Genomic DNA, 19135 nt, shown 5'->3' with positions numbered 1-19135 from the left:
GGCAAGTGGTACGGTTTTTGCTGATATTCTAATACTGTGATATTCCCAGCCTGACCTGCCGGTGCCCGCCCGCTATGACTGCACAATCGATCATGGATCCGGATCCGACGGTCCTGCGGCCGTCGGATACGATCGATACCGCAATGTGCTACATCATGAAACACCGTTACCGCAACCTGCCGGTTGTCGATGACGATTTCCACTTCCTCGGCGTGGTCGGCATCAACTGCATCCTGCGCCTCGCACTGCCCAAAGCGGTGATCATGGAATTCGGGTTGAACAATGCGGCGTTCATCCGCGAGACGCTGGAGGACCTGCACCGGCGCTTCAATGCCGTCAGGGAACAGACCATCGATCTCTGCACCTACGGCGAGGTCAGCGTGGTGCGGCCCGATACGCCGCTGGTCGAAACGCTCATGATCCTGTACCGCACCCAGTCCAGCCTGCCGGTGGTCCACCCGGACAGCCATCGCCTGGTCGGGGTGATTTCGTACTGGGATGCATGCAGCCGGATCCTGTCCACAGAGGTCTGAATGGACGCTGCTGCCGTACTCTACCCCATCGTGTGGGGCATCGATGCCCGCTGGTTTGTCGGCACGGTGTTCGTCGCCACGTACCTGCTGATCATGAGCGAACGCGTGAACCGCGTAGTTGTCGCGACCATTGCCGGTGGACTGATGGTCCTGGGCGGTGTGCTTGACCAGCAAAGCGCCGTCCAGGGCGTGGACTTCAACACGATCGGCCTGCTGATCGGCATGATGATCATCGTCGGCGTGGTCAAGCAGTCCGGCGTCTTCCAGTATCTCGCGGTCGGTTCGGCGAAGCTTGTCCGCGCGAACCCCTGGGGCATACTCGTCATGCTCACGCTGGTCACGGCAGTGTTGTCGGCATTCCTGAACAACGTGACCACGGTTCTGCTCATCGTCCCGGTGACGCTCCTGATCACCGACGCGCTGAAGATCAGCGCCTACCCGTACCTGTTCGCCGAGATCTTCGCGACCAACATCGGCGGCACCGCCACGCTGATCGGCGATCCACCGAACATCATGATCAGTTCCGCCATCGGCTTCACGTTCAACCAATTCCTGAGCAACCTGGGCCCGATTGCAGTGATCCTGCTGGCGCTGACGCTGATCCCGATCATGCTGATCTGGAAGCGGGATATGCAGACGACGCCAGAGCGGCGCCAGCGCATCATGGCTTACGTGGAACGGGAGGCCATCACCGATCGTTACCTGCTGTGGATGTCGGTGTCGGTTCTGCTGTGTGTCATCCTCGGCTTTGTCATCTCCGCGCACATCCATCGTCAGCCTGCCACCATCGCGCTGTTCGGTGCCGCGGTGATGCTGCTGCTGTACACCCTGAATTCCCCGTCCAGCGAACAGTCGCGCCGCATAACCGCGGTACTCGCGGATATCGAATGGACGACGATCTTTTTCTTCATCGGGCTGTTCATCCTGGTTTACGGGGTCGAATCCACCGGCCTCCTGGAAGTACTGGCCCGGCAGGCCGTGAAACTGACGGCCGGCGATACCACCGCGACCGCCATGGCCGTGTTGTGGATATCGGCAGTGACTTCGGCGATGGTCGACAACATCCCGTTCGTTGCAGCGATGATCCCGCTGCTGCAGAAAATGGGGACACTCGCGGATGGCAACGCGATGAATGCGATCTGGTGGTCGCTGGCACTCGGTTCCTGCCTGGGCGGGAGCGGCACACTGGTTGGCGCCAGTTCGAACCTGATAATCGCCGGCTTTGCCGAAAGCTCAGGGCAGCCGATACGCTTCCTGCGGTTCATGCTGCTGGCCTTCCCGCTGATGCTGGGATCGATCGCGGTCAGTACCGTGTATGTGTACCTGCGCTATCTATGACAGGTGCCGGGTCACTATCACGCAGGCGGTGGTGTTCGCACGGCATCGGGAGGCCGCTACTGACGACGCCCGGCATGGCGCCAGTCATTCCGGACATACGCGGATGGAGATTCGGGTAATCCTGCAACGCATGGCAGCTGGCGTCAAAGCTGCAAGCGCAAGACCCCAGGATGATTTTTAATTGGTGGCCAGGGACAGAATCGAACTGCCGACACGGGGATTTTCAGTCCCCTGCTCTACCAACTGAGCTACCTGGCCGTGCGTGAGGCGAGCGGCGTATTAAAGCCGCTCGCCCGTCCGGAGTCAAGCCATCCCTCGCCAAGCCCCTGTTTACCGGGGAAATGCTGTACGCCGGACCGGTTCAGCCGGTGCCGTACTGGCGGTCGTAATACTCGCGGTAGGCGCCGCTGCGTACCCGGCCGCACCAGTCGCGGTGCGCCAGGTACCAGCGGATGGTGGCCTCGATACCCGACTCGAAATCGTGCGCCGGCGCCCAGCCCAGCCGCGTGCGCATGCGCGTGGCGTCGATGGCGTAGCGGCGGTCGTGTCCCGGGCGGTCCTGCACGAAGGCGATCTGCTCACGGTAGGGCCGCTGGCCCGGGGCGAGCACGTCGAGCCGGTCGCAGATGAGCCGCACGATGTCGATGTTGCGCCACTCGTTGATGCCGCCGATGTTGAACACCTCGCCCGGCGCGGCGCCGTCCAGCACCGCCTCGATGCCGCTGCAGTGGTCCTCGACATAGAGCCAGTCGCGCACGTTCTTGCCGTCGCCGTACACCGGGATGGGCTTGCCTTCGAGCGCGTTGAGAATGACGAGCGGGATGAGCTTCTCGGGGAACTGGTACGGCCCGTAGTTGTTGGAGCAGTTGGTGATCAGCACCGGCAGGCCGTAGGTCTTGTGGTAGGCGCGCACCAGGTGGTCGGACGCGGCCTTCGAGGCGGAATACGGGCTGTTCGGCGCGTAGCGGTGGCGCTCGTCGAATGGCGCCTCGTCCGGACCGAGACTGCCGTAGACCTCGTCGGTCGAGACATGCAGGAAGCGCCGCCGCGCGGTGTCGTCGCCCCACACCCGCTTCGCCGCCTCCAGCAGCGCGAAGGTGCCGACGATGTTGGTCGCGATGAAGGCATCCGGGCCGAGGATGGAACGGTCGACATGCGATTCGGCGGCGAAGTTGACCAGGGTGTCGATGCGCTCCTCGGCCAGCAGCGACTCGACCAGCGTCTGGTCGCCGATGTCGCCCTGCACGAAGCGGTAGTCCGGCCTCGCCTCGACATCCGCCAGGTTTTCCGGGTTGCCGGCATAGGTGAGCAGGTCCAGGTTGACGACGCGGTCGCCCGCGTGCCGCGCCAGCCAGTAGCGGATGAAGTTCGAGCCGATGAATCCCGCACCACCGGTTACCAGCAGTCTGCGCATGTCCTGAGCTCCTTCAGCATGTTCTCGAGGCTGTCCTGCCATGCCGGCACGACCACCCCGGGGATGCCTGCAATCTTACCCGTATCGAGCACGGAATAGGCGGGGCGCACCGCCGCGGTCGGATAATCCGCGGTCGTTATCGGTTCGACCGTCCGCGTCGCGAGATCGAACCCGCAGGCGACGGCACGGTCGAGGATGGCTTGCGCGAAACCGTGCCAGGAGGTCTGGCCGGCACCGGCGAAGTGATAGACGCCGTGCGCCTGCGCCGCCAGCAGCCGCAACAGCGCGGCGGCGATGTCCGCGGCCCAGGTGGGTGAACCGATCTGGTCGGCGACCACACGCAGCGGCTTGCCCTGGCCGGCCACGCGCAGCATGGTCTTGACGAAATTGTGCCCGTGCACGCCATAGACCCAGGCTGTGCGCACGATCGCCGCATCCGGCAGCGCGGCGACCACGGCCGCCTCGCCCTCGAGCTTGCTGCGCCCGTACACGCCGAGCGGGTCCGGCGCATCGGTCTCGCGGTAGGGCCGCGTCTGCCGCCCGTTGAAGACGAAATCCGTCGAGACGTGCAGCAGGCGCGCGCCGCGCGCCACAGCCGCCTGCGCCAGCCGGCCGGCCGCATCCCGGTTCACCGCGAACGCGGTCTCCGGCTCGGACTCGGCGCGGTCGACCTGGGTGTAGGCGGCGCAATTGACGATCCAGTCCGGGCGCAGTCGCGCGATGCACGTGGCGATGCTGTCCGGCAGCAGGAAATCCAGTTCGTCGCGGGCCGGGGCCAGCGCCGTCATGCCCGCGTCCTGCAGGCTGCGCACGACCTCGCTGCCGAGCTGCCCGCGGGCGCCTGTCACCAGCACCCGCATGGTCAGCCGGGATACACGGGCAGGTGCGCGCTCTCGCGCAGGCACGGGTAGTGCCGGTCCTTGTCGGACAGCAGCACGTCGGTGCAGGGCCAGGCGATGGCCAGCTCCGGGTCGTCCCAGGCGATGCCGTACTCGTCGCCAGGCGTGTAGAAGTCCGTGCACTTGTAGAGGAAATCGGTGCGCTCGCTCAGCACGCAGAAGCCGTGCGCGAAGCCGGGCGGGATATAGAGCTGGCGCTGGTTCGCGGCGGACAGTTCCACGCCCACCCACTGGCCGAAGCGCGGCGAGCCCCTGCGGATGTCGACCGCGACATCGAACACGCTGCCGCTCGCGACGCGCAACAGCTTGCCCTGCGGATGCTCGAGCTGATAGTGCAGCCCGCGCAGCACACCGGCGACCGAGTGCGAGTGATTGTCCTGCACGAAGTGCTCCGGCAGCCCGGCCGCCGCGTAGCGGGTCGCGTTGAAGGTTTCCAGAAAGAAGCCGCGCGCGTCGCGGAAGACATCCGGCTCGACGAGCAGCACCTCGGGATGTGCGGTGGGCGTGACCTTCATGACAGCGACTGCTCCCTGAGTATCTCGAGCAGGTACTGGCCGTAACCGTTGACCGCCAGCGGCTGCGCCAGCGCCTCCAGCGCGGCCGCGGAGATGTAACCCATGCGGTAGGCGATCTCCTCGACGCACGCGACCTTGAGGCCCTGGCGCTGCTCGATCGCCTCGATGTAGGTGGCAGCCTGCAGCAGGGCCTCGTGCGTACCGGTATCCAGCCAGGCCGTACCGCGCCCGAGCCGCTCCACGTCGAGCCGCCCCTGTGCCAGGTACGCACGGTTGACGTCGGTGATCTCGAGTTCGCCGCGCGGCGAGGGCGCCAGTCCCGCGGCGATGTCGACCACCTGCGCATCGTAGAAATAGAGCCCGGTGACCGCGTAGCGCGAGCGCGGCCGCACCGGCTTCTCCTCGATCCCCAGCACCTTGCCCGCACGGTCGAACTCGACCACGCCGTAGCGCTCGGGATCGCGCACCTGGTAGGCGAACACGGTCGCGCCCTGCCTGCGCATGGCTGCCTGCTGCAGCGTCTTGCCCAGGCCGTGACCGTAGAAGATGTTGTCGCCCAGGATCAGGCAGACCGGTGCGGCGTTGATGAACTCGCGCCCGATCAGGAACGCCTCGGCCAGCCCGCCGGGACGCGGCTGCTCGGCGTAGCTGAACTGCAGCCCGAGCTGGCTGCCGTCGCCGAGCAGTTGCCGGAACATCGGCAGGTCGTGCGGCGTGGAGATCACCAGGATCTCGCGGATCCCGGCCAGCATCAGCGTGGACAGCGGATAGTAGATCAGGGGCTTGTCGTACACCGGCATGAGCTGCTTGCTGACCGCGCGGGTCAGGGGATAGAGGCGCGAGCCGCTGCCACCGGCGAGGATGATGCCTTTCATCGGCTGTGGTTCCGGGCCGGCACGGCGGTCAGTGTTTGTCCGGCATGACGAAGCCGCCCGGCAGCGTGGAGCCGCCGCCGAAGAAGAACTTTTCCATCTCCTGCTCGAGAAACTTGCGTGCCGCGGGATCGATGGGCGAGATACGGTGTTCGTTGATCAGGATGGTCTGCTGGCGCAGCCACAGCTGCCAGGCCTCCTTGGAGACGTTGTCGTAGATGCGCTGCCCGAGCGCGCCCGGGTAGGGGGGACGGTCCAGCCCCTCGGCATCCTTATTCAGTTTCACGCAGTGCACGGTGCGTGTCATCGGCAGTTCTCCCGTGTTCGCCCTCGAAATAGCGCGCGACCAGCCGGCCGACCGGCGCGGCCAGCCCGCGCTCGTCCGCCAGCCCCGGTTTATACCAGACCCGCCGGTCATCATCCACGCGCACGGCGGCCCGCCCCGTCACCGGCACCAGCAGCGGCGTGATATCGAGATGGAAATGGGTGAAGGTGTGGCGCAGCACCGGCCAGCGCACGGGACGCCCGATCCGCAGGCCGAGTTTGCGCGCGCACCAGGGGCCGGCCTCGGCTTCCGCCGCCAGCTCGGGAAAGCTCCACAGCCCGCCCCAGATACCGGCAGGCGGACGCCGCTCCAGCAGCAGGCCGCCCTCCCGGTCGCCAAGCAGCAGCATGGTGACCGCGCGCACCGGCAGCGCACGCGCCGGACGCGCGGCGGGAAAGTCCGCCTGCCGCCCGCTGCGGCAGGCGGCGCAGGCCGCCTGCAGCGGGCACTGCGTACACGCGGGCCGACCGCGCGTGCACAGCGTGGCGCCGAGGTCCATGATCGCCTGCGTGTAGTGCGCCACGCGTGCATGCGGCGTGTAGCGTTCCGCCAGCGCCCAGAGCTGCTGCTGCACCGCGGCCTGCCCCGGCCAGCCCGCAACGGCATGGAATCGCGCCAGCACGCGCTTGACGTTGCCGTCGAGGATCGGCTGGCGCTGCCCGCAGGCCAGCGCCAGGATCGCGCCGGCCGTGGAACGGCCCACGCCGGGCAGGGCCAGCGCCGCCTCCAGCGTGTCCGGGAAGCGGCCGTCGCGCTGCTCCACCAGCATGCGCGCGGCGGCGTGCAGGTGCCGCGCCCGGGCGTAATAGCCCAGCCCGGACCAGTGATGCAGCACCTGGTCCGGGTCCGCCGCCGCCAGCGCCGCGACATCCGGGAAGCGCTGCAGGAAGCGCTCATAGTAGGGTATGACGGTGGCCACCTGGGTCTGCTGCAGCATGATCTCCGAGACCCACACCCGGTAGGGCGTGGGGTCGCGCTGCCAGGGCAGGTCCTTGCGGCCGGCGCGGTCGTACCAAGCCAGCAGCGCCGCACCGAACTGCCGCGGCGTCACGGGGTAAGCCCCGCGCGCCAGTCGCGCTCGATCACCGCGGCACTCTCCAGCAGCTCGCTGACGATCTTGCGCTCGAACAGCCAGGGGCCGATCAGGGGCGGCACCCAGAACGCCGGCTCCAGCTGTGCGCGGAAATGCATCAGCGTATCCGTGCCCGCGGGTTCCAGACGCCAGAGTGCATGGCCGGCATGGAAATCACTCTGCTGCGGCAGGATATGGGCCTCGATCCGCGAGCCCTCGTCCTGGGTCATGTCCTGGACCTGGTGCACGCGCCGGCAGAAGAACAGGACGCAGGCCTTGATCACGGACCTGACGCGATGGCGGGTCGGACTGTCCGTGCGCAGCACATGGCTGGTCTCGATCGCATGGTTGATGCGGGAGAGGTGATCGTAATCGGTGATTCGCGCATACACCGTCGCCACCGGGGCAGCGATGCGTGCGTCCACCGCGATGCGGTAGACGCCTTGCGCCAGGGTGACAGACGAGTCCAGGATCGCGCCGGCCCGGGCGCCGCCGGCGGCCAGCATGCAGCACAGCATCAAACCCGCCGCCGCGGTGCGCAATTACTTGAACAGGCCCTTGAGCAGCTTGTCGCCGAGCTTGTCCTGGATCTTCTCCTGGAGCTTCTGCTTCTGCTCGTCGACCTTCTCGTCAACCTTTTCCTTGACCTTCGCCTTGGCGGACTCGCTGAGCGCGGCCGCGACATCCGGGGCATAGGTCGGCTTGCTCCAGCTGCCCCCCACTTTCACCGGGATCGAGACCCCCTTGAGGTCCTCCAGGCCCTTGCCGCCCTGCCCTTCGAGCGAGCCGACCAGCTTGGCGGTCAGGGTATAGTCGATGGACTCGTCGACGAGGCTGGTCTGCCCGGCGCCGGCGATGCGCAGCAGCGGCGACTGCAGCAGCAGGTCGTCGTTGCGCGCCAGCCCGTCGGTCACGTTCACCGTGCCGGTCAGTTCGGTGAAATCGGTCTGGTTCGGGCCGCTTTCCGCCGGGATGGCCTGACCCTTGAGCCGCGCCCGCGCCGCGCGGATGAGCGCGGCGACGTTGACGCCCTTCACGGCGCCGTTGGTGAACGCGAAGGAGGCATTGCCGTTCACGTTGCGCCGCAGCGCCTCCGGCGTCATGCCGCTGCCGGTGAATTTCGCCGTCATGCTGGCCGTTCCCAGCACCCGCTCCTCGCCCAGCAGGTCCTTGAGCAGCGGCCCGGCCTGCACGCCGTTGATGTTTTCATTCACCGAGATGCGCGGGGTCTTCTTGCTCGCATCGAGCGTGATATCGCCCTGGTAACTGCCACCGTAGAGCTTCGCACCGAGCGGATGCAGGCGCAGGACACCGTCACGCGACTTCACCTGCAGCTCGGCGTCGCGGTATTCCAGATTGAAGGCGCGCATCTCGGCCACCGTGATCTTGCCGTTGAGGTTGAGCTGGCGCAGCCCCTCCAGCGGCGGCGGACCGGCAGCCGCGCCGCTGTCCGGCGCGGCCGGGGCGGCGTCCGCCGCTGGCGGCGGAGGCAGGTAGCGGTCGAGGTCGAAGGTGTCGACGGCCAGCGTGAAGGCAATGGCCGGCGCCGCGAAGGAGTCGATGCGCGCGTTGCCGGTCACGGTGGTGTCGTCCAGGTGCAGCGTGAGCGCCTTGACCGCGAAATGCTTCGTGGAGGCATCCCAGTCGAGCGCCGCATCGGCCCTGCCGAGCGCCGACTGATCCGTGGTGACCGGCACCGGCTGGCCCAGGTTGCGGATCAGGTCACGCGGCCTGAAGCCCGCGATCTTGAGGCCGCCGTCGAACTGGGGTGCCGCACCGCCGATCCCGCTGCCGTCGATGTCGCCGGTGATATTCAGACCCAGGGCCTCGAGCGCCAGGTTGGGTACGCGCAGGGTCTGTGCGGTCAGGTCCATGGCCAGGTCTGTCTTCAGCGAGACGCGGGCCTGCCCGCCGGGTACCGCGTCGCCCTGGGCGTGGAGATTGAGCATGACCTGCTTGATATCGACCGCCTTCAGGTTCGGCGCGACGAACACGTTGCCGGTGAGCTCGACCTGGCTCGCCAGCGCCGGCGCCTTCGACACCACCTTGAAACGCAGGTCGAGGTCGAAGGACTGACCCGCGGCGATCGCGCCGGTCGTGAACGAGAGGTCATCGATCACGTAACGGGCGCCGCTGGCGCGGTCCTCCCAGGTGATGCTCGCGTCGGTCACCTCGACGCCGCCGACCGCCAGGCTGCCGAGCCCGGCCGGCTCATGCGCGCCGGCTGTCGTCTCGGGCGCGGCCTCGGGGGCGGTTTCGGTGTGCAGGTCCGCCCAGTTGGTGCGGCCCTGCTCGTCCTGTTCCAGGCTGAGCCGGAGCCCGGCCAGCTTCACGGTATCCACCTCGAGCTGCTTCTTCAGCAACGGCAGCAGCTTCACCCTGATCTGCGCCGCGGTCATGCTGACCATGTAGGGGTCGCTGAACCCCTGCGCATTGCCAAGCCGCACGGCCCCGAGTTCCAGACCGAGCCACGGAAACACCGACAGTCCGATGTCGCCGTCGATTTCCAGCTTGCGCCCGGTCTTGTCTTCAGCCGCCTTGATGATCTGCGGCTTGTAATCGTTCGGGTCGATGACCATGGGCAGCACAATGGCTGCGACCACGATCAGGGCGACCAGGAGCGCTGCGACCGAGAGAAGGATTTTCAGAATCTTGCCCATGCATCCATCCTGAACGTCATGTGGTTACGGGGAGTTGACAGCCGGGGCTACAGTATAGTGATTCAGCATCGCCTGTACACGCCGCGGATCCGGAATGCAGGTCGCAAAAACAAAACGGGGTGTGTGGAATCCACACACCCCGCAGTGTCCGACCGGCGGCAACCCGCCGGCGCGGTGCGAGTCGCGCTCAGGCGCCCTGCTTGGCCTCGACCCGGTTGGCGCGCTCCTGCAGGCGTGCCTTGTAGGCTTCCTCGGCGGCCTTGCGACGCTCTTCGGAGGCCTTGCGGAACTCTTCCATGCGCGCGTCCATTTCCTTCACCCGGGCATCGCGCTCGGCGTCGAGCTGGGCACGGTAGTCGTCACGCGGGAAGGCCTGGTCGGCGAAGGCGTCAGCAGCCTTGCGCATTTCCTCCATCTGGGCGTCCATCGCCTTGATGCGTGCATCGTGCTCGGCGTCCATCTGGGCGCGGATCGCATCACCCTGGGCAAAGATGGCATCGCCCGGGTTCGGCTGGCTGGCGTAGTACTCGGCGGCCTGCTGCTGGGCCTTCTGGTAGTACTCGGCCGCCTGCTGCTGGGCCTGCTGCATGTCTGCCATCATCTTCGCCTGCTGATCGGCGAACGCCTGCTTCTGCTCCTCGGTCGGCGCTACCGCCGGCTGCACGGGGTAACCATAGCCGTACGGGGCATAGCCATACGGACCGTAACCATCATAGAAGCGGTTATAGCCGCGCCCATAGCCATGACCGTGACCGCTCGCGCTCATGTTGAAGCTGAAACCGCCGTCGGCCCAGCCATCGCCCCAGCCGTCGCCCCAGCCATTGTCACCCCAACCCCAGGCCGAAGCGGAGGCGGAAGCTACCGCCAGCGAGGCGGCGGAAATCATCATAGCAATCGTTTTCATGGTACAAATCTCCAGAGTAAGGATAAAAAATTCTGTATTCTTTTCAGGACTCTTCCCGAAGCGCACAATTAGTATATAACTATTTTCTTATATTACAACCGGAATTGACAAATATTAGTATTAATTAATTTTATGGTTCTCTGGATGAGGATGAGAGGTTGGAGCGGGTGATGGGAATCGAACCCACGTTTGAAGCTTGGGAAGCTCCAGTTCTACCATTGAACTACACCCGCCTGCCCATGCCCCGCGCGTGGCAGCGGCAACCCTGGGCGTGCGCCGCCGGGGACAGGGTAGCGGCATTGTACTGTCGTCCCGCCCCGGGTGCCATCACCCGGCGTTCGACGGCGCGGGCGCTGCCGGCAGAACCAAGCTGCCGTTACCCCGTCATACTTGAGACATGGTTTGGAACCGGCCAGAGGAGCAGTCCATGAAACGAGCCACACCCGTCAGCCGTGCACGCCGCCTGGTGCTGAAGACACTGGGCCTGTTCGGCGGCTTGCTCGCTGCCGGCAAGTCGCAGGCGCATCACACCGACACCCATTTCGAGGACAGCTCCGCGCACAATATCGTCTACCAGTGCAACAAGGCGGATACCGAGTACCTGCAGCATATCCTGTTTTCCGCGGGGGAACTGCTGCGCCGCTACGAGGACGACGTGCAGATCGTGATCGTGGCGTTCGGCCCGGGACTGCACCTGCTGGGCAAGCGCCCCGAGCGCCCGATCCCGCAGGAACTCCAGCAGAAGGCCAGCTCGCTGGCCCAGTACGGCGTGGCCTTCCATGCCTGCGGCAATACCATGCTCACGCTCAACTGGACCGACGACGACCTGCTGCCGTTCGCGAAAATGGTACCGATCGGCGCCGAGGACATCATGCTGCTGCAGGAACAGGGGTTCGCCTATATCAGCTGGTAGCGCGGCCGGTCCGGGCATCGCCGGCGCGGTCCGCGGGGACACCGCGCCGGGCGCTCAGTAGACCCCGGAAAGCGTGGCAACGAGGTTGATCGCCAGCAGCACCAGGGACAGCAGCATCAGCAGGCGCAGCCTGCTCCTGAAAGACGAATCCATCGCACCGACCTCCTGTGGGACGCCGTACAGGCTAGCAAGCCCGCGTGACAGGGATATGAAGCGCTGCGGTGGTGACGCGCCGGCATCGGCGCCCGTCCGGCGCCGTCATAAAAATTTCATATCGCCGTCACATTCGCGACACGGGGTACGGCGAGCATGGGTGTGTCAACAAGGGTGGGAATCAGGAGACAACCATGCAGGTCATCATCAAGGAATGGCCGAACAAGACCGCATCGCTGATCAGCGAGAGCGGCCAGCTCATCTGGACCTTTTCGACTGTACAGGAAGCGCGCCAGGCCTGCAGCGACTGGCACAACCTGGTCGACTGCGAGCCGGTGTTCGTACACGAAGCGCCGGGCAACGACCCCGACCCGCTGCCGAGCGCCGCGTAAGCGGCGGTTCAGAGCCGCTCGCTGTAGAGCGCCGCGATCTCCGCGGCAAAGCGCTCCAGCACCCTGGCGCGCTTTACCTTCAGTGTCGGTGTGATCAGGCCGTTGTCCACCGTCCACGGCGCGCGCGTCAGGATGACGCGACGAATCTTCGCGTAGCCGGGAAAATCCTTCAGCGTCCCCTTGATGCCCTTCAGCAGCTCGTTGTGCACCTTCTGGTCCTGCAGGCTGGCGGCGGCGTCCGGATCCAGCCCCAGGCGCTTCGCGAGCCGCGGCCATTCCTCCGGGTTCAGCACCAGGATGGCGGAGAGATAGGACTCGCCCTCGCCGATTACCAGCGCCTGGTCCACCACCGGCAGCAGGCAGATGGCCAGTTCCATGTCCATGGGCGGGATCTTCTCGCCGTTGGACATCACCAGGATGTCCTTGATGCGCCCGGTGATGTAGATATGCCCGTGCTCGATGCGCGCCTGATCCCCGGTGTGCAGCCAGCCGTCGTTGTCGATGATCTCCGCGGTCGCCACGTGGTTGTTCCAGTAGCCCAGCATCCGCCCCGGCGATTTCACCAGCAGTTCGTCGCTCTCGCCGATCCGCACCGTGACACCGTTGAGCGGGATTCCGACGCTCGCCGGCTCGTTGTCCTCGGGCACGTTCACGCTGATCACCGGGCTGGTCTCGGTCAGCCCGTAACCCTGCAGGATGGGCACACCCAGCCCGATGAAGGTCTTCGCCACCGCGACGGACAGCGGCGCGCCGCCGCTGACCGCCAGGCGCAGGCGCCCGCCGAGCTTTGCCGTGACCTTGCCCGCGACCAGGCGGTTGAGCAGCGGCCACACCAGCAGCGCGGGATGCCAGTGCGCGCGCCGCTGCAGACGCTCGAAGCGCCGCCACCCGACCTCGGTGGTCAGCTGGAACAGGTTGCGCTTGAGCGGATGCTGCTTCTCCAGCTGGCCCTGGATGCGCGCGAACACGCGCTCGAAGATGCGCGGCACGGCGATCAGCACGGTGGGACGGATGTTTTTCAGGTCCTCGGCCAGCTGCATGATGGAGCGCGCATAGGCCACGCCGGAACCGGACATCACCGGCAGGTAGTAGCCACCGGTGCGCTCGAGCGTATGTGACAGTGGCAGGAACGACAGGAACAGGTCTTCCTGGTAGACATCGATCATGGTCAGCGCGGCGTGCGCGATCGACATCATGTTGTAATGCGACAGCATCACGCCCTTGGGTCGCCCGGTGGTGCCGGAGGTGTAAACGATCGAAGCCAGCGCATGCGGATCGCCGTCGCGCTGCGTGAGGGACGGGGCTGACCGCGGCAGCCAGTCCGGAACGTAGCGCACGCGCGGGTCCGCGAGCAGGGTTTCCGGCCGGTCGCTGCGCGATGGCGTCAGCAGCAGTACCCGCAGCAGGTGCTCCTGTCCGGCCAGCGCGGGTGCCAGCCGGTTCCAGGTGGCGGCATCCTGCACCAGCAGCACCCGGACGGCCGAATCCTCCATGATGTAGGCGATGTTGTCCGGACGATCATCGGTGTACAGCGGTACCACCACCAGCCCGCAGGCGAGTGCCGCCTGGTCGAAGTAGACCCATTCCTTGCTGTTGCGCAGATGCACCGCAACCCGCTCGCCGGGCTCGAGATTTTCCGCTGCGAGCGCAGAGCGCCAGCGCGCGATGTGCGCGCCCACCTCGCGCCAGCTGGTGTCGTGCCAGTGCTTCGCCTCGCTGTCGTAGCTGCGATAGGCCAGGGCGTCCGGCGTGCGTCGGACGCGCTGGAACATCAGGCCATCGAGCGTACCCGCCGCCTCGATGGAGATGATGTCTTCCGTCATCAGCGTCATACGCTATTATGTCTCCTGCAGCCGGCAGCCAGCGGCCCGGGGCCGGCGGAATGCGGTAGAATGCCCACTCGGAACCTGCACTCACGAACCATGGAAATCATACTCAACGGTACCACGCGGGATATTCCGGACCAGACCAGTGCCGCGGAACTGCTGCTGTGGCTGGGCCTGGCCGGCAAGCGCCTGGCACTGGAAGTCAACCGGGAAATCGTCCCGCGCAGCCGCTTCGAACGGCACGTGATCCGGCCGGGTGACCGGATCGAGATCGTCCACGCCATCGGCGGCGGCTGAAAAACCCCTGAACCGTTATTGTCTTTCGTTACAAGTATTCAAGAGTTAACCGCCCATGTCCACTGTCCTGCAATCACGTCCCGCCGGCGCCGTTGACGATCCACTGATCATCGCCGGCACCAGCTACCGCTCGCGCCTGCTGGTCGGCAGCGGTAAGTACCGCGATCTGGCGGAAACCCGGGCCGCCACCGAGGCCAGCGGCGCGGAGATCGTGACGGTAGCCATCCGCCGCACCAACATCGGCCAGGATCCCAACGAGCCCAACCTGCTGGACGTGCTGCCCCCGGACCGCTACACCCTGCTGCCGAACACCGCCGGCTGCTATACCGCGGAGGATGCCGTGCGCACCTGCCGGCTGGCACGCGAACTGCTCGACGGGCACGACCTCGTCAAGCTCGAGGTGCTGGGCGACGAAAAGACCCTGTTTCCAGACATCGTGCAGACCCTGGCCGCGACCGAAATCCTGATCAAGGACGGCTTCAAGGTCATGGTCTATACCAACGACGATCCGATCGTCGCGAAGCGCTTCGAGGAAATGGGCTGCGTCGCGGTGATGCCGCTGGCGGCGCCGATCGGCTCGGGCCTGGGTATCCGCAATCCGTACAACATCCTCACCATCGTGGAGAATGCCACGGTACCGATCCTGGTCGATGCCGGCGTCGGCACGGCCTCGGATGCCGCGCTGGCCATGGAGCTCGGCTGCGACGGCGTGCTCATGAACACTGCCATCGCCGGTGCCAGGGATCCGGTGCTCATGGCTTCCGCCATGAAAAAGGGCATCGAGGCCGGCCGCGAGGCCTACCGCGCCGGCCGTATTCCGCGCAAGCGCTTCGCCAGCGCATCCTCGCCGATAGACGGGACCTTTTTCTGAACGTCCTGTCTCGCGCACGTTCGCGCGGGACAGGCCCATTCGGTCCTAGTGGCACTCCTGGAAGATCTGCGACGGGCAGGTCTTGCAGATCTCGCGGTCGAGACGCTGGTAGATGCTGTGGATGGCATCGGTCTTGCCGTCGAAGAAACGGTCCTTGCCGACGCGCTTGATGAAACCGGAGCGCGCCGCGAATTCGTAGACCGACGACTTCAGCCCCACGAAATACAGGCCACCGCCCATCTTCGCGAGCTTGGTGTTTTCCGCCACCAGGCCTTCCGCGCCGGCCAGATCGATGAAATTCACCCCGGTGCCCACGATCAGGATGTGGTAGATGCGTTCGTTATCCATGATCTGGCTGATACGGTTCTGGATGTGGTTGATGGAACCGAAATAGATCGACATGTCGACGCGGATGATCTTCAGCTGCGGACACTGCTTCAGTGGTTTCGTCTGGATGTTGACCAGCTTGCGCTGCGGCGAGTCGTCCACGGTGAGGGTGGGGATCTGCGGCGTGGACGTCTTGGCCAGGAAAAAGATCAACGAGAGCAGCACGCCGATGTAGATGGCGAATTCCAGCTCCAGGAACAGGGTGGCGATGAAGGTGATCAGCAGGATGCTCGTCTCCGACTTGCTCAGCGTCACGATACTCTTGATGTGATGGAAATCGATCAGGTTCCAGGCCACCAGCAGGATGACACCGCCCATGGCCGCCACCGGCAGATAGGCGGTCAGCGGTGCGATCAGGAGCACGATCACCATCAGGATCAGCGCGGCGAAGATGGCGGACAGCGGTGTCCGCGCGCCGGCCTCGTAGTTGATGCCCGACCGCGTGAACGATCCCGAACCGGCGTAGCTGGAAAAGAAGCTGCCCAACACGTTCGACAGGCCCTGGCCGATGAACTCCTGGTTGGCGTTGATGCGCTGGCTCGACTTGGTCGCGACGGCCCGGCTGATCGACACCGCCTCGATCAGTCCGAGCAGCGCCACCGCGAAGGCGTCAGGCGCCAGGGTCTTGATGGTGGACGAGGTGAACTGCGGATGCGACAGCGGCGGCAGGTGGGCTGGCAGTTCGCCGACCAGCGTGATGCTGTCGGTGAAGTGCTTGAAGACCAGCGCGATCACGCTGCCGACGACCATGCCGACCAGCAGGTTCGGCAGCTTGCGCGAATAGCGCCGGACCAGGACGGAAACCAGCAGCGTGACCAGCGCGATCACGACCAGGTAGTAGTTGACCTGACCCAGTTCCCGAAAGATATCCACCCAGGTATGCAGGAACGATTCGCCCTTGGGAATCGGCACGCCCAGGATGTGTTTCATCTGGCTGGTCGCGATCAGGATGGCCGCACCCGCGGTGAAACCGATGACCACCGTGTGCGAAACGAAGTTGACCAGCACGCCCAGCCTGGCCAGGCCGAAGGCGAGCTGATAGACACCGGCCAGGAAGGTGAGCGTCAGCGCCAGCGCGACGAATTCCGGCGATCCGGGTGTGGCGTGATGGCTCACGGCCGAGAATACGACGATGGAGATCGCCGTAGTCGGTCCGGAAACCAGGTGATGGGACGAACCGAACAGGGCGGCGATGATCGGCGTCACCATCGCGGTATACAGGCCGTACTCCGGCGGCAGCCCCGCGATGGTCGCGAAGGCGACACCCTGGGGCAGCACGATCACCGCACCGGTGAGCCCGGCCATCAGGTCGGCCTTCAGCGATTCTTTCGATACCAGCCGGAGCCAGTTGAGGAAGGGGAAGATTACACGTGCATTCATCGGTCGTCCTGTGTGAATACTGCTGCATGCGCACTAGCGTGCAATAGACCGCGCAGGGCACACCCTGTACCGGCTGCCCGGCGCACGGCCCGCGCACGCGCACGCGCTGCCTGAAACCGGAGAAAGCGGCCTGCCAGGTTTCACCTGAGCGGTTACAGCGGCTGGATAGATGCTGGATGCCGCCAGGTGCGCGAACATCCGGGGAGGAAGTCTGCTGCTGCTAGACGCCTTCTGGAATATGCGTTCATTAAACGACAACACCCGGATGGAGGCAAGGGGAAAACACGCGTCGGCTGCATCGATCGCATGTTGGCGCTGACAGCCGCGCACGCAGCTAAATAAATCATTTAGCCCGGCATTAAAACGTTTTATCGAATGCGCCCAGGTTGCGCAGTGCCAATGTCGGCGGCAAGCAGCACCGGCGCGGAAGCGTTAGGCGTCCACGGTATTAGCACCTAGAATAATTCCACCCTGGCCGACCGGTACCCGCGCAACCGTGGACAACGCTTCGACACACCGCACCATACGCTCCTTCATCAGGCGCGAGGGCCGCATGACGGCCGGGCAACGGCGCGCACTGCGGGACCTGTGGCCGCGATACGGTCTCGACCCCGCGCTCCCGCTGCAGCCGGCTGCGCTGTTCGGACGAGACGCACCGCTCACGCTCGAAATCGGCTTCGGCAACGGCGAGGCCCTGCTCGCCATGGCGCGCGCGACACCGCAGGAGGATTTCATCGGTATCGAGGTGCACCGTCCGGGCGTCGGGCACCTGCTGCTGGAACTGGAACGGTATGACCTGCATAACGTCAGGATCTACAACGTGGACGCGACGGCGGTCTTGCAGTCGGCACTGCCGGATGCCTGCCTCGACCGGGTGCTGCTGTTCTATCCCGACCCCTGGCACAAGCAACGCCATCACAAACGCCGCCTGGTGCAGCCCGCCTTCGTGGAACTGCTGGCGCACAAATTGCGGCCCGGCGGCATCCTCCACATGGCGACGGACTGGGCGGATTACGCCCAGCAGATGCTGGCCACGGTGGAAGCCTCGGGGCTGTTTTCGAACCGCGCGGGCCAGGGACACTACGCCGCACGACCCGGGTACCGGCCGGCAACTCGGTTCGAGCGGCGCGGGCAGCGCCTGGGGCACACGTCACAGGACCTGGTATTCGAACGGCGCTGACCGGCGGGGCCGACCGGGTTCACGCCCCCGGATCGGTCCGATAGGCACACAGGCCGGGGCACAGCCCTCCGCCTCCGCCAAACCATTGAGATATATAAGGGAATACATTGCCACCGGCAGGCACCTTGAGTTGCAGCCGGGAAAAATGGTTCAATACGCGGCTCTGCGGATCACGCGCGCCTGCCATAATGCAGGCGGATTTCGACGGCTTGCCTTGTCCGCCCGCGCCGCCGCGAACCAATAATCAGCCATGCACAGGGCCAGGAGCCACCATGTCCAAGAAACATCCGATCATCGCCGTCACCGGTTCATCCGGCGCCGGCACGACGACCGTAAAAGTCGCCTTTGAGCACATCTTCCTGCGCGAGGGTGTCAATCCGGTGGTCATCGAGGGCGACAGCTATCACCGTTACGACCGTGCCGCGATGAAAGAGGCCATGAAGACCGCCGAGGCCAGCGGTAACAACCACTTCAGCCATTTCGGACCCGAGGCGAATGTGTTCGACAAGCTCGAGGAGACCTTTCGCAGCTACGGCGATACCGGCTCCTGCGAGCGCCGCTACTACCTGCACAGCGAAGAGGAAGCCAAGCCGTTCGGGCAGAAGCCCGGCGAGTTCACGCCCTGGGAAACGGTTGGTTCAGGTACCGACCTGCTGTTCTATGAAGGTCTGCACGGCGGCGTGGTCACCGACAACGTCGACGTCGCGCGCCACGTCGACCTGCTGATCGGCGTGGTGCCGATCGTCAACCTCGAATGGATCCAGAAGATCTTCCGCGACTGCGAGCAGCGCGGTTACTCGGCGGAAGCCGTCACCGATACCATCCTGCGCCGCATGCATGACTACGTGCACTACATCACGCCGCAGTTCTCGCGCACTGACATCAACTTCCAGCGTGTCCCGACCGTGGACACCTCGAACCCGTTCATCGCACGCGACATCCCGACGCCTGACGAGAGCTTCGTCGTCATCCGCTTCAAGGATCCGCGTGCCCTGGATATCGATTTCAATTATCTGCTTGCGATGATGAAGGATTCCTTCATGTCACGGCGCAACACCATCGTGGTGCCGGCCGGCAAGATGGGTTTCGCCATGGAGATCATCCTGGCGCCGATCATCGAACGCATCCTGAGCAGGCGCAACGCGTAAGACCCCGTGCCGGGGCGGACCGGCCGGTCCGCCCCGGCACGTCTCCCCGCAGGTGA

At 65.3% G+C, this 19135-nt stretch carries 19 protein-coding genes and 2 tRNA genes; 8 read left to right on the top strand and 13 right to left on the bottom strand.

All coding sequences use genetic code 11. From position 1 onward, the window contains the following. Window positions 1–74: 74 nt before the first annotated feature. Window positions 75–533: a CBS domain-containing protein gene (locus R3F42_05070; protein MEZ5541396.1), complete on the top strand. Its 459-nt coding sequence runs from the start codon at window positions 75–77 to the stop codon at window positions 531–533. Further along, entirely contained in the window at window positions 534–1871 is a 1338-nt protein-coding gene (locus R3F42_05065) for an ArsB/NhaD family transporter (protein MEZ5541395.1), read from the top strand. A 182-nt stretch (window positions 1872–2053) separates the two neighbouring features. On the opposite strand, the gene R3F42_05060 is transcribed toward R3F42_05065, so the two are convergent. From R3F42_05060 to R3F42_05010, 11 genes are all read right to left on the bottom strand, one after another. Further along, window positions 2054–2129, bottom strand: a tRNA-Phe gene (locus R3F42_05060). A gap of 103 nt (window positions 2130–2232) precedes the next feature. Next, window positions 2233–3285, bottom strand: a complete 1053-nt coding sequence (rfbB, locus tag R3F42_05055; GenBank protein ID MEZ5541394.1) for a dTDP-glucose 4,6-dehydratase — start codon at window positions 3283–3285, stop codon at window positions 2233–2235. Continuing rightward, window positions 3267–4133 carry a dTDP-4-dehydrorhamnose reductase gene (gene rfbD / locus R3F42_05050; protein ID MEZ5541393.1) on the bottom strand — a complete coding sequence of 289 codons (867 nt, stop codon included), beginning with the start codon at window positions 4131–4133 and terminating at the stop codon, window positions 3267–3269. Before rfbD ends, rfbB begins: the two co-directional genes overlap by 19 nt. A gap of 14 nt (window positions 4134–4147) precedes the next feature. Next, on the bottom strand, window positions 4148–4699 hold the full coding sequence (gene rfbC / locus R3F42_05045) for a dTDP-4-dehydrorhamnose 3,5-epimerase (protein MEZ5541392.1): 552 nt from the start codon (window positions 4697–4699) through the stop codon (window positions 4148–4150). Further along, entirely contained in the window at window positions 4696–5574 is an 879-nt protein-coding gene (gene rfbA, locus R3F42_05040) for a glucose-1-phosphate thymidylyltransferase RfbA (GenBank protein MEZ5541391.1), read from the bottom strand. The genes rfbC and rfbA overlap by 4 nt, the downstream gene beginning before the upstream one ends. A 28-nt stretch (window positions 5575–5602) precedes the next feature. Next, window positions 5603–5878: an oxidative damage protection protein gene (locus tag R3F42_05035; protein ID MEZ5541390.1), complete on the bottom strand. Its 276-nt coding sequence runs from the start codon at window positions 5876–5878 to the stop codon at window positions 5603–5605. Then, window positions 5844–6947, bottom strand: a complete 1104-nt coding sequence (gene mutY, locus R3F42_05030) for an A/G-specific adenine glycosylase (protein ID MEZ5541389.1) — start codon at window positions 6945–6947, stop codon at window positions 5844–5846. Before mutY ends, R3F42_05035 begins: the two co-directional genes overlap by 35 nt. Continuing rightward, a complete protein-coding gene (locus R3F42_05025; GenBank protein ID MEZ5541388.1) occupies window positions 6944–7486 on the bottom strand; it encodes an SRPBCC family protein in 543 nt (180 codons plus the stop codon). Before R3F42_05025 ends, mutY begins: the two co-directional genes overlap by 4 nt. Window positions 7487–7510: 24 nt before the next feature. Next, window positions 7511–9628, bottom strand: coding sequence for an AsmA family protein (locus tag R3F42_05020; protein MEZ5541387.1), 2118 nt, complete (start codon window positions 9626–9628; stop codon window positions 7511–7513). A 187-nt stretch (window positions 9629–9815) separates the two neighbouring features. Next, the gene (locus R3F42_05015; GenBank protein ID MEZ5541386.1) at window positions 9816–10532 is read right to left on the bottom strand and encodes a sulfur globule family protein; all 717 of its coding nucleotides are present in this window, start codon (window positions 10530–10532) and stop codon (window positions 9816–9818) included. A gap of 159 nt (window positions 10533–10691) precedes the next feature. After that, window positions 10692–10765, bottom strand: a tRNA-Gly gene (locus R3F42_05010). 194 nt (window positions 10766–10959) lie between these two features. On the opposite strand from R3F42_05010, the gene R3F42_05005 reads away from it, so the two are divergent. Together R3F42_05005 and R3F42_05000 are read left to right on the top strand one after the other, a co-directional pair. Next, window positions 10960–11445, top strand: a complete 486-nt coding sequence (locus R3F42_05005) for a DsrE family protein (protein MEZ5541385.1) — start codon at window positions 10960–10962, stop codon at window positions 11443–11445. A gap of 347 nt (window positions 11446–11792) precedes the next feature. Continuing rightward, a complete protein-coding gene (locus R3F42_05000) occupies window positions 11793–11990 on the top strand; it encodes a hypothetical protein (protein MEZ5541384.1) in 198 nt (65 codons plus the stop codon). An 8-nt stretch (window positions 11991–11998) separates the two neighbouring features. On the opposite strand, the gene R3F42_04995 is transcribed toward R3F42_05000, so the two are convergent. After that, entirely contained in the window at window positions 11999–13822 is a 1824-nt protein-coding gene (locus tag R3F42_04995) for a long-chain fatty acid--CoA ligase (protein ID MEZ5541383.1), read from the bottom strand. Between the two features lie 90 nt (window positions 13823–13912). On the opposite strand from R3F42_04995, the gene thiS reads away from it, so the two are divergent. Both thiS and R3F42_04985 read left to right on the top strand, forming a co-directional pair. After that, entirely contained in the window at window positions 13913–14113 is a 201-nt protein-coding gene (thiS, locus tag R3F42_04990) for a sulfur carrier protein ThiS (GenBank protein MEZ5541382.1), read from the top strand. A gap of 55 nt (window positions 14114–14168) precedes the next feature. Further along, window positions 14169–14984, top strand: coding sequence for a thiazole synthase (locus tag R3F42_04985; GenBank protein MEZ5541381.1), 816 nt, complete (start codon window positions 14169–14171; stop codon window positions 14982–14984). Window positions 14985–15029: 45 nt separating this feature from the next. Here R3F42_04985 and R3F42_04980 read toward each other — a convergent pair whose 3' ends face one another. Further along, complete coding sequence (locus R3F42_04980) at window positions 15030–16751, bottom strand: SulP family inorganic anion transporter (GenBank protein MEZ5541380.1); 1722 nt, start codon at window positions 16749–16751, stop codon at window positions 15030–15032. Between the two features lie 553 nt (window positions 16752–17304). Between R3F42_04980 and trmB the strand changes: the two genes are divergently transcribed. Next, window positions 17305–17931: a tRNA (guanosine(46)-N7)-methyltransferase TrmB gene (gene trmB / locus R3F42_04975; GenBank protein MEZ5541379.1), complete on the top strand. Its 627-nt coding sequence runs from the start codon at window positions 17305–17307 to the stop codon at window positions 17929–17931. A 272-nt stretch (window positions 17932–18203) separates the two neighbouring features. Then, window positions 18204–19079 (top strand): phosphoribulokinase, encoded by an 876-nt coding sequence (locus R3F42_04970; GenBank protein ID MEZ5541378.1) that lies wholly within the window; start codon window positions 18204–18206, stop codon window positions 19077–19079. The last annotated feature ends 56 nt before the right edge of the window (window positions 19080–19135 follow it).

It is taken from the genome of Pseudomonadota bacterium (assembly GCA_041395565.1).
In the GTDB taxonomy this organism is placed as follows: Bacteria; Pseudomonadota; Gammaproteobacteria; order UBA9214; family UBA9214; genus UBA9214.
This window is presented reverse-complemented; position numbering and strand designations above follow the sequence as displayed.

Coding starts and splice junctions, on each gene's coding strand:
- thiS (MEZ5541382.1), top strand. CDS start 13,913: ATGGAAATCATACTCAACGGTACCACGCGGGATATTCCGGACCAGACC.
- R3F42_05005 (MEZ5541385.1), top strand. CDS start 10,960: ATGAAACGAGCCACACCCGTCAGCCGTGCACGCCGCCTGGTGCTGAAG.
- rfbC (MEZ5541392.1), bottom strand. CDS start 4,699: ATGAAGGTCACGCCCACCGCACATCCCGAGGTGCTGCTCGTCGAGCCG.
- R3F42_05015 (MEZ5541386.1), bottom strand. CDS start 10,532: ATGAAAACGATTGCTATGATGATTTCCGCCGCCTCGCTGGCGGTAGCT.
- R3F42_04980 (MEZ5541380.1), bottom strand. CDS start 16,751: ATGAATGCACGTGTAATCTTCCCCTTCCTCAACTGGCTCCGGCTGGTA.
- R3F42_05070 (MEZ5541396.1), top strand. CDS start 75: ATGACTGCACAATCGATCATGGATCCGGATCCGACGGTCCTGCGGCCG.
- R3F42_05000 (MEZ5541384.1), top strand. CDS start 11,793: ATGCAGGTCATCATCAAGGAATGGCCGAACAAGACCGCATCGCTGATC.
- R3F42_05065 (MEZ5541395.1), top strand. CDS start 534: ATGGACGCTGCTGCCGTACTCTACCCCATCGTGTGGGGCATCGATGCC.
- R3F42_04995 (MEZ5541383.1), bottom strand. CDS start 13,822: ATGACGCTGATGACGGAAGACATCATCTCCATCGAGGCGGCGGGTACG.
- R3F42_05020 (MEZ5541387.1), bottom strand. CDS start 9,628: ATGGGCAAGATTCTGAAAATCCTTCTCTCGGTCGCAGCGCTCCTGGTC.
- rfbA (MEZ5541391.1), bottom strand. CDS start 5,574: ATGAAAGGCATCATCCTCGCCGGTGGCAGCGGCTCGCGCCTCTATCCC.
- R3F42_04985 (MEZ5541381.1), top strand. CDS start 14,169: ATGTCCACTGTCCTGCAATCACGTCCCGCCGGCGCCGTTGACGATCCA.
- R3F42_04970 (MEZ5541378.1), top strand. CDS start 18,204: ATGTCCAAGAAACATCCGATCATCGCCGTCACCGGTTCATCCGGCGCC.
- rfbB (MEZ5541394.1), bottom strand. CDS start 3,285: ATGCGCAGACTGCTGGTAACCGGTGGTGCGGGATTCATCGGCTCGAAC.
- R3F42_05035 (MEZ5541390.1), bottom strand. CDS start 5,878: ATGACACGCACCGTGCACTGCGTGAAACTGAATAAGGATGCCGAGGGG.
- R3F42_05025 (MEZ5541388.1), bottom strand. CDS start 7,486: ATGCTGTGCTGCATGCTGGCCGCCGGCGGCGCCCGGGCCGGCGCGATC.
- trmB (MEZ5541379.1), top strand. CDS start 17,305: ATGACGGCCGGGCAACGGCGCGCACTGCGGGACCTGTGGCCGCGATAC.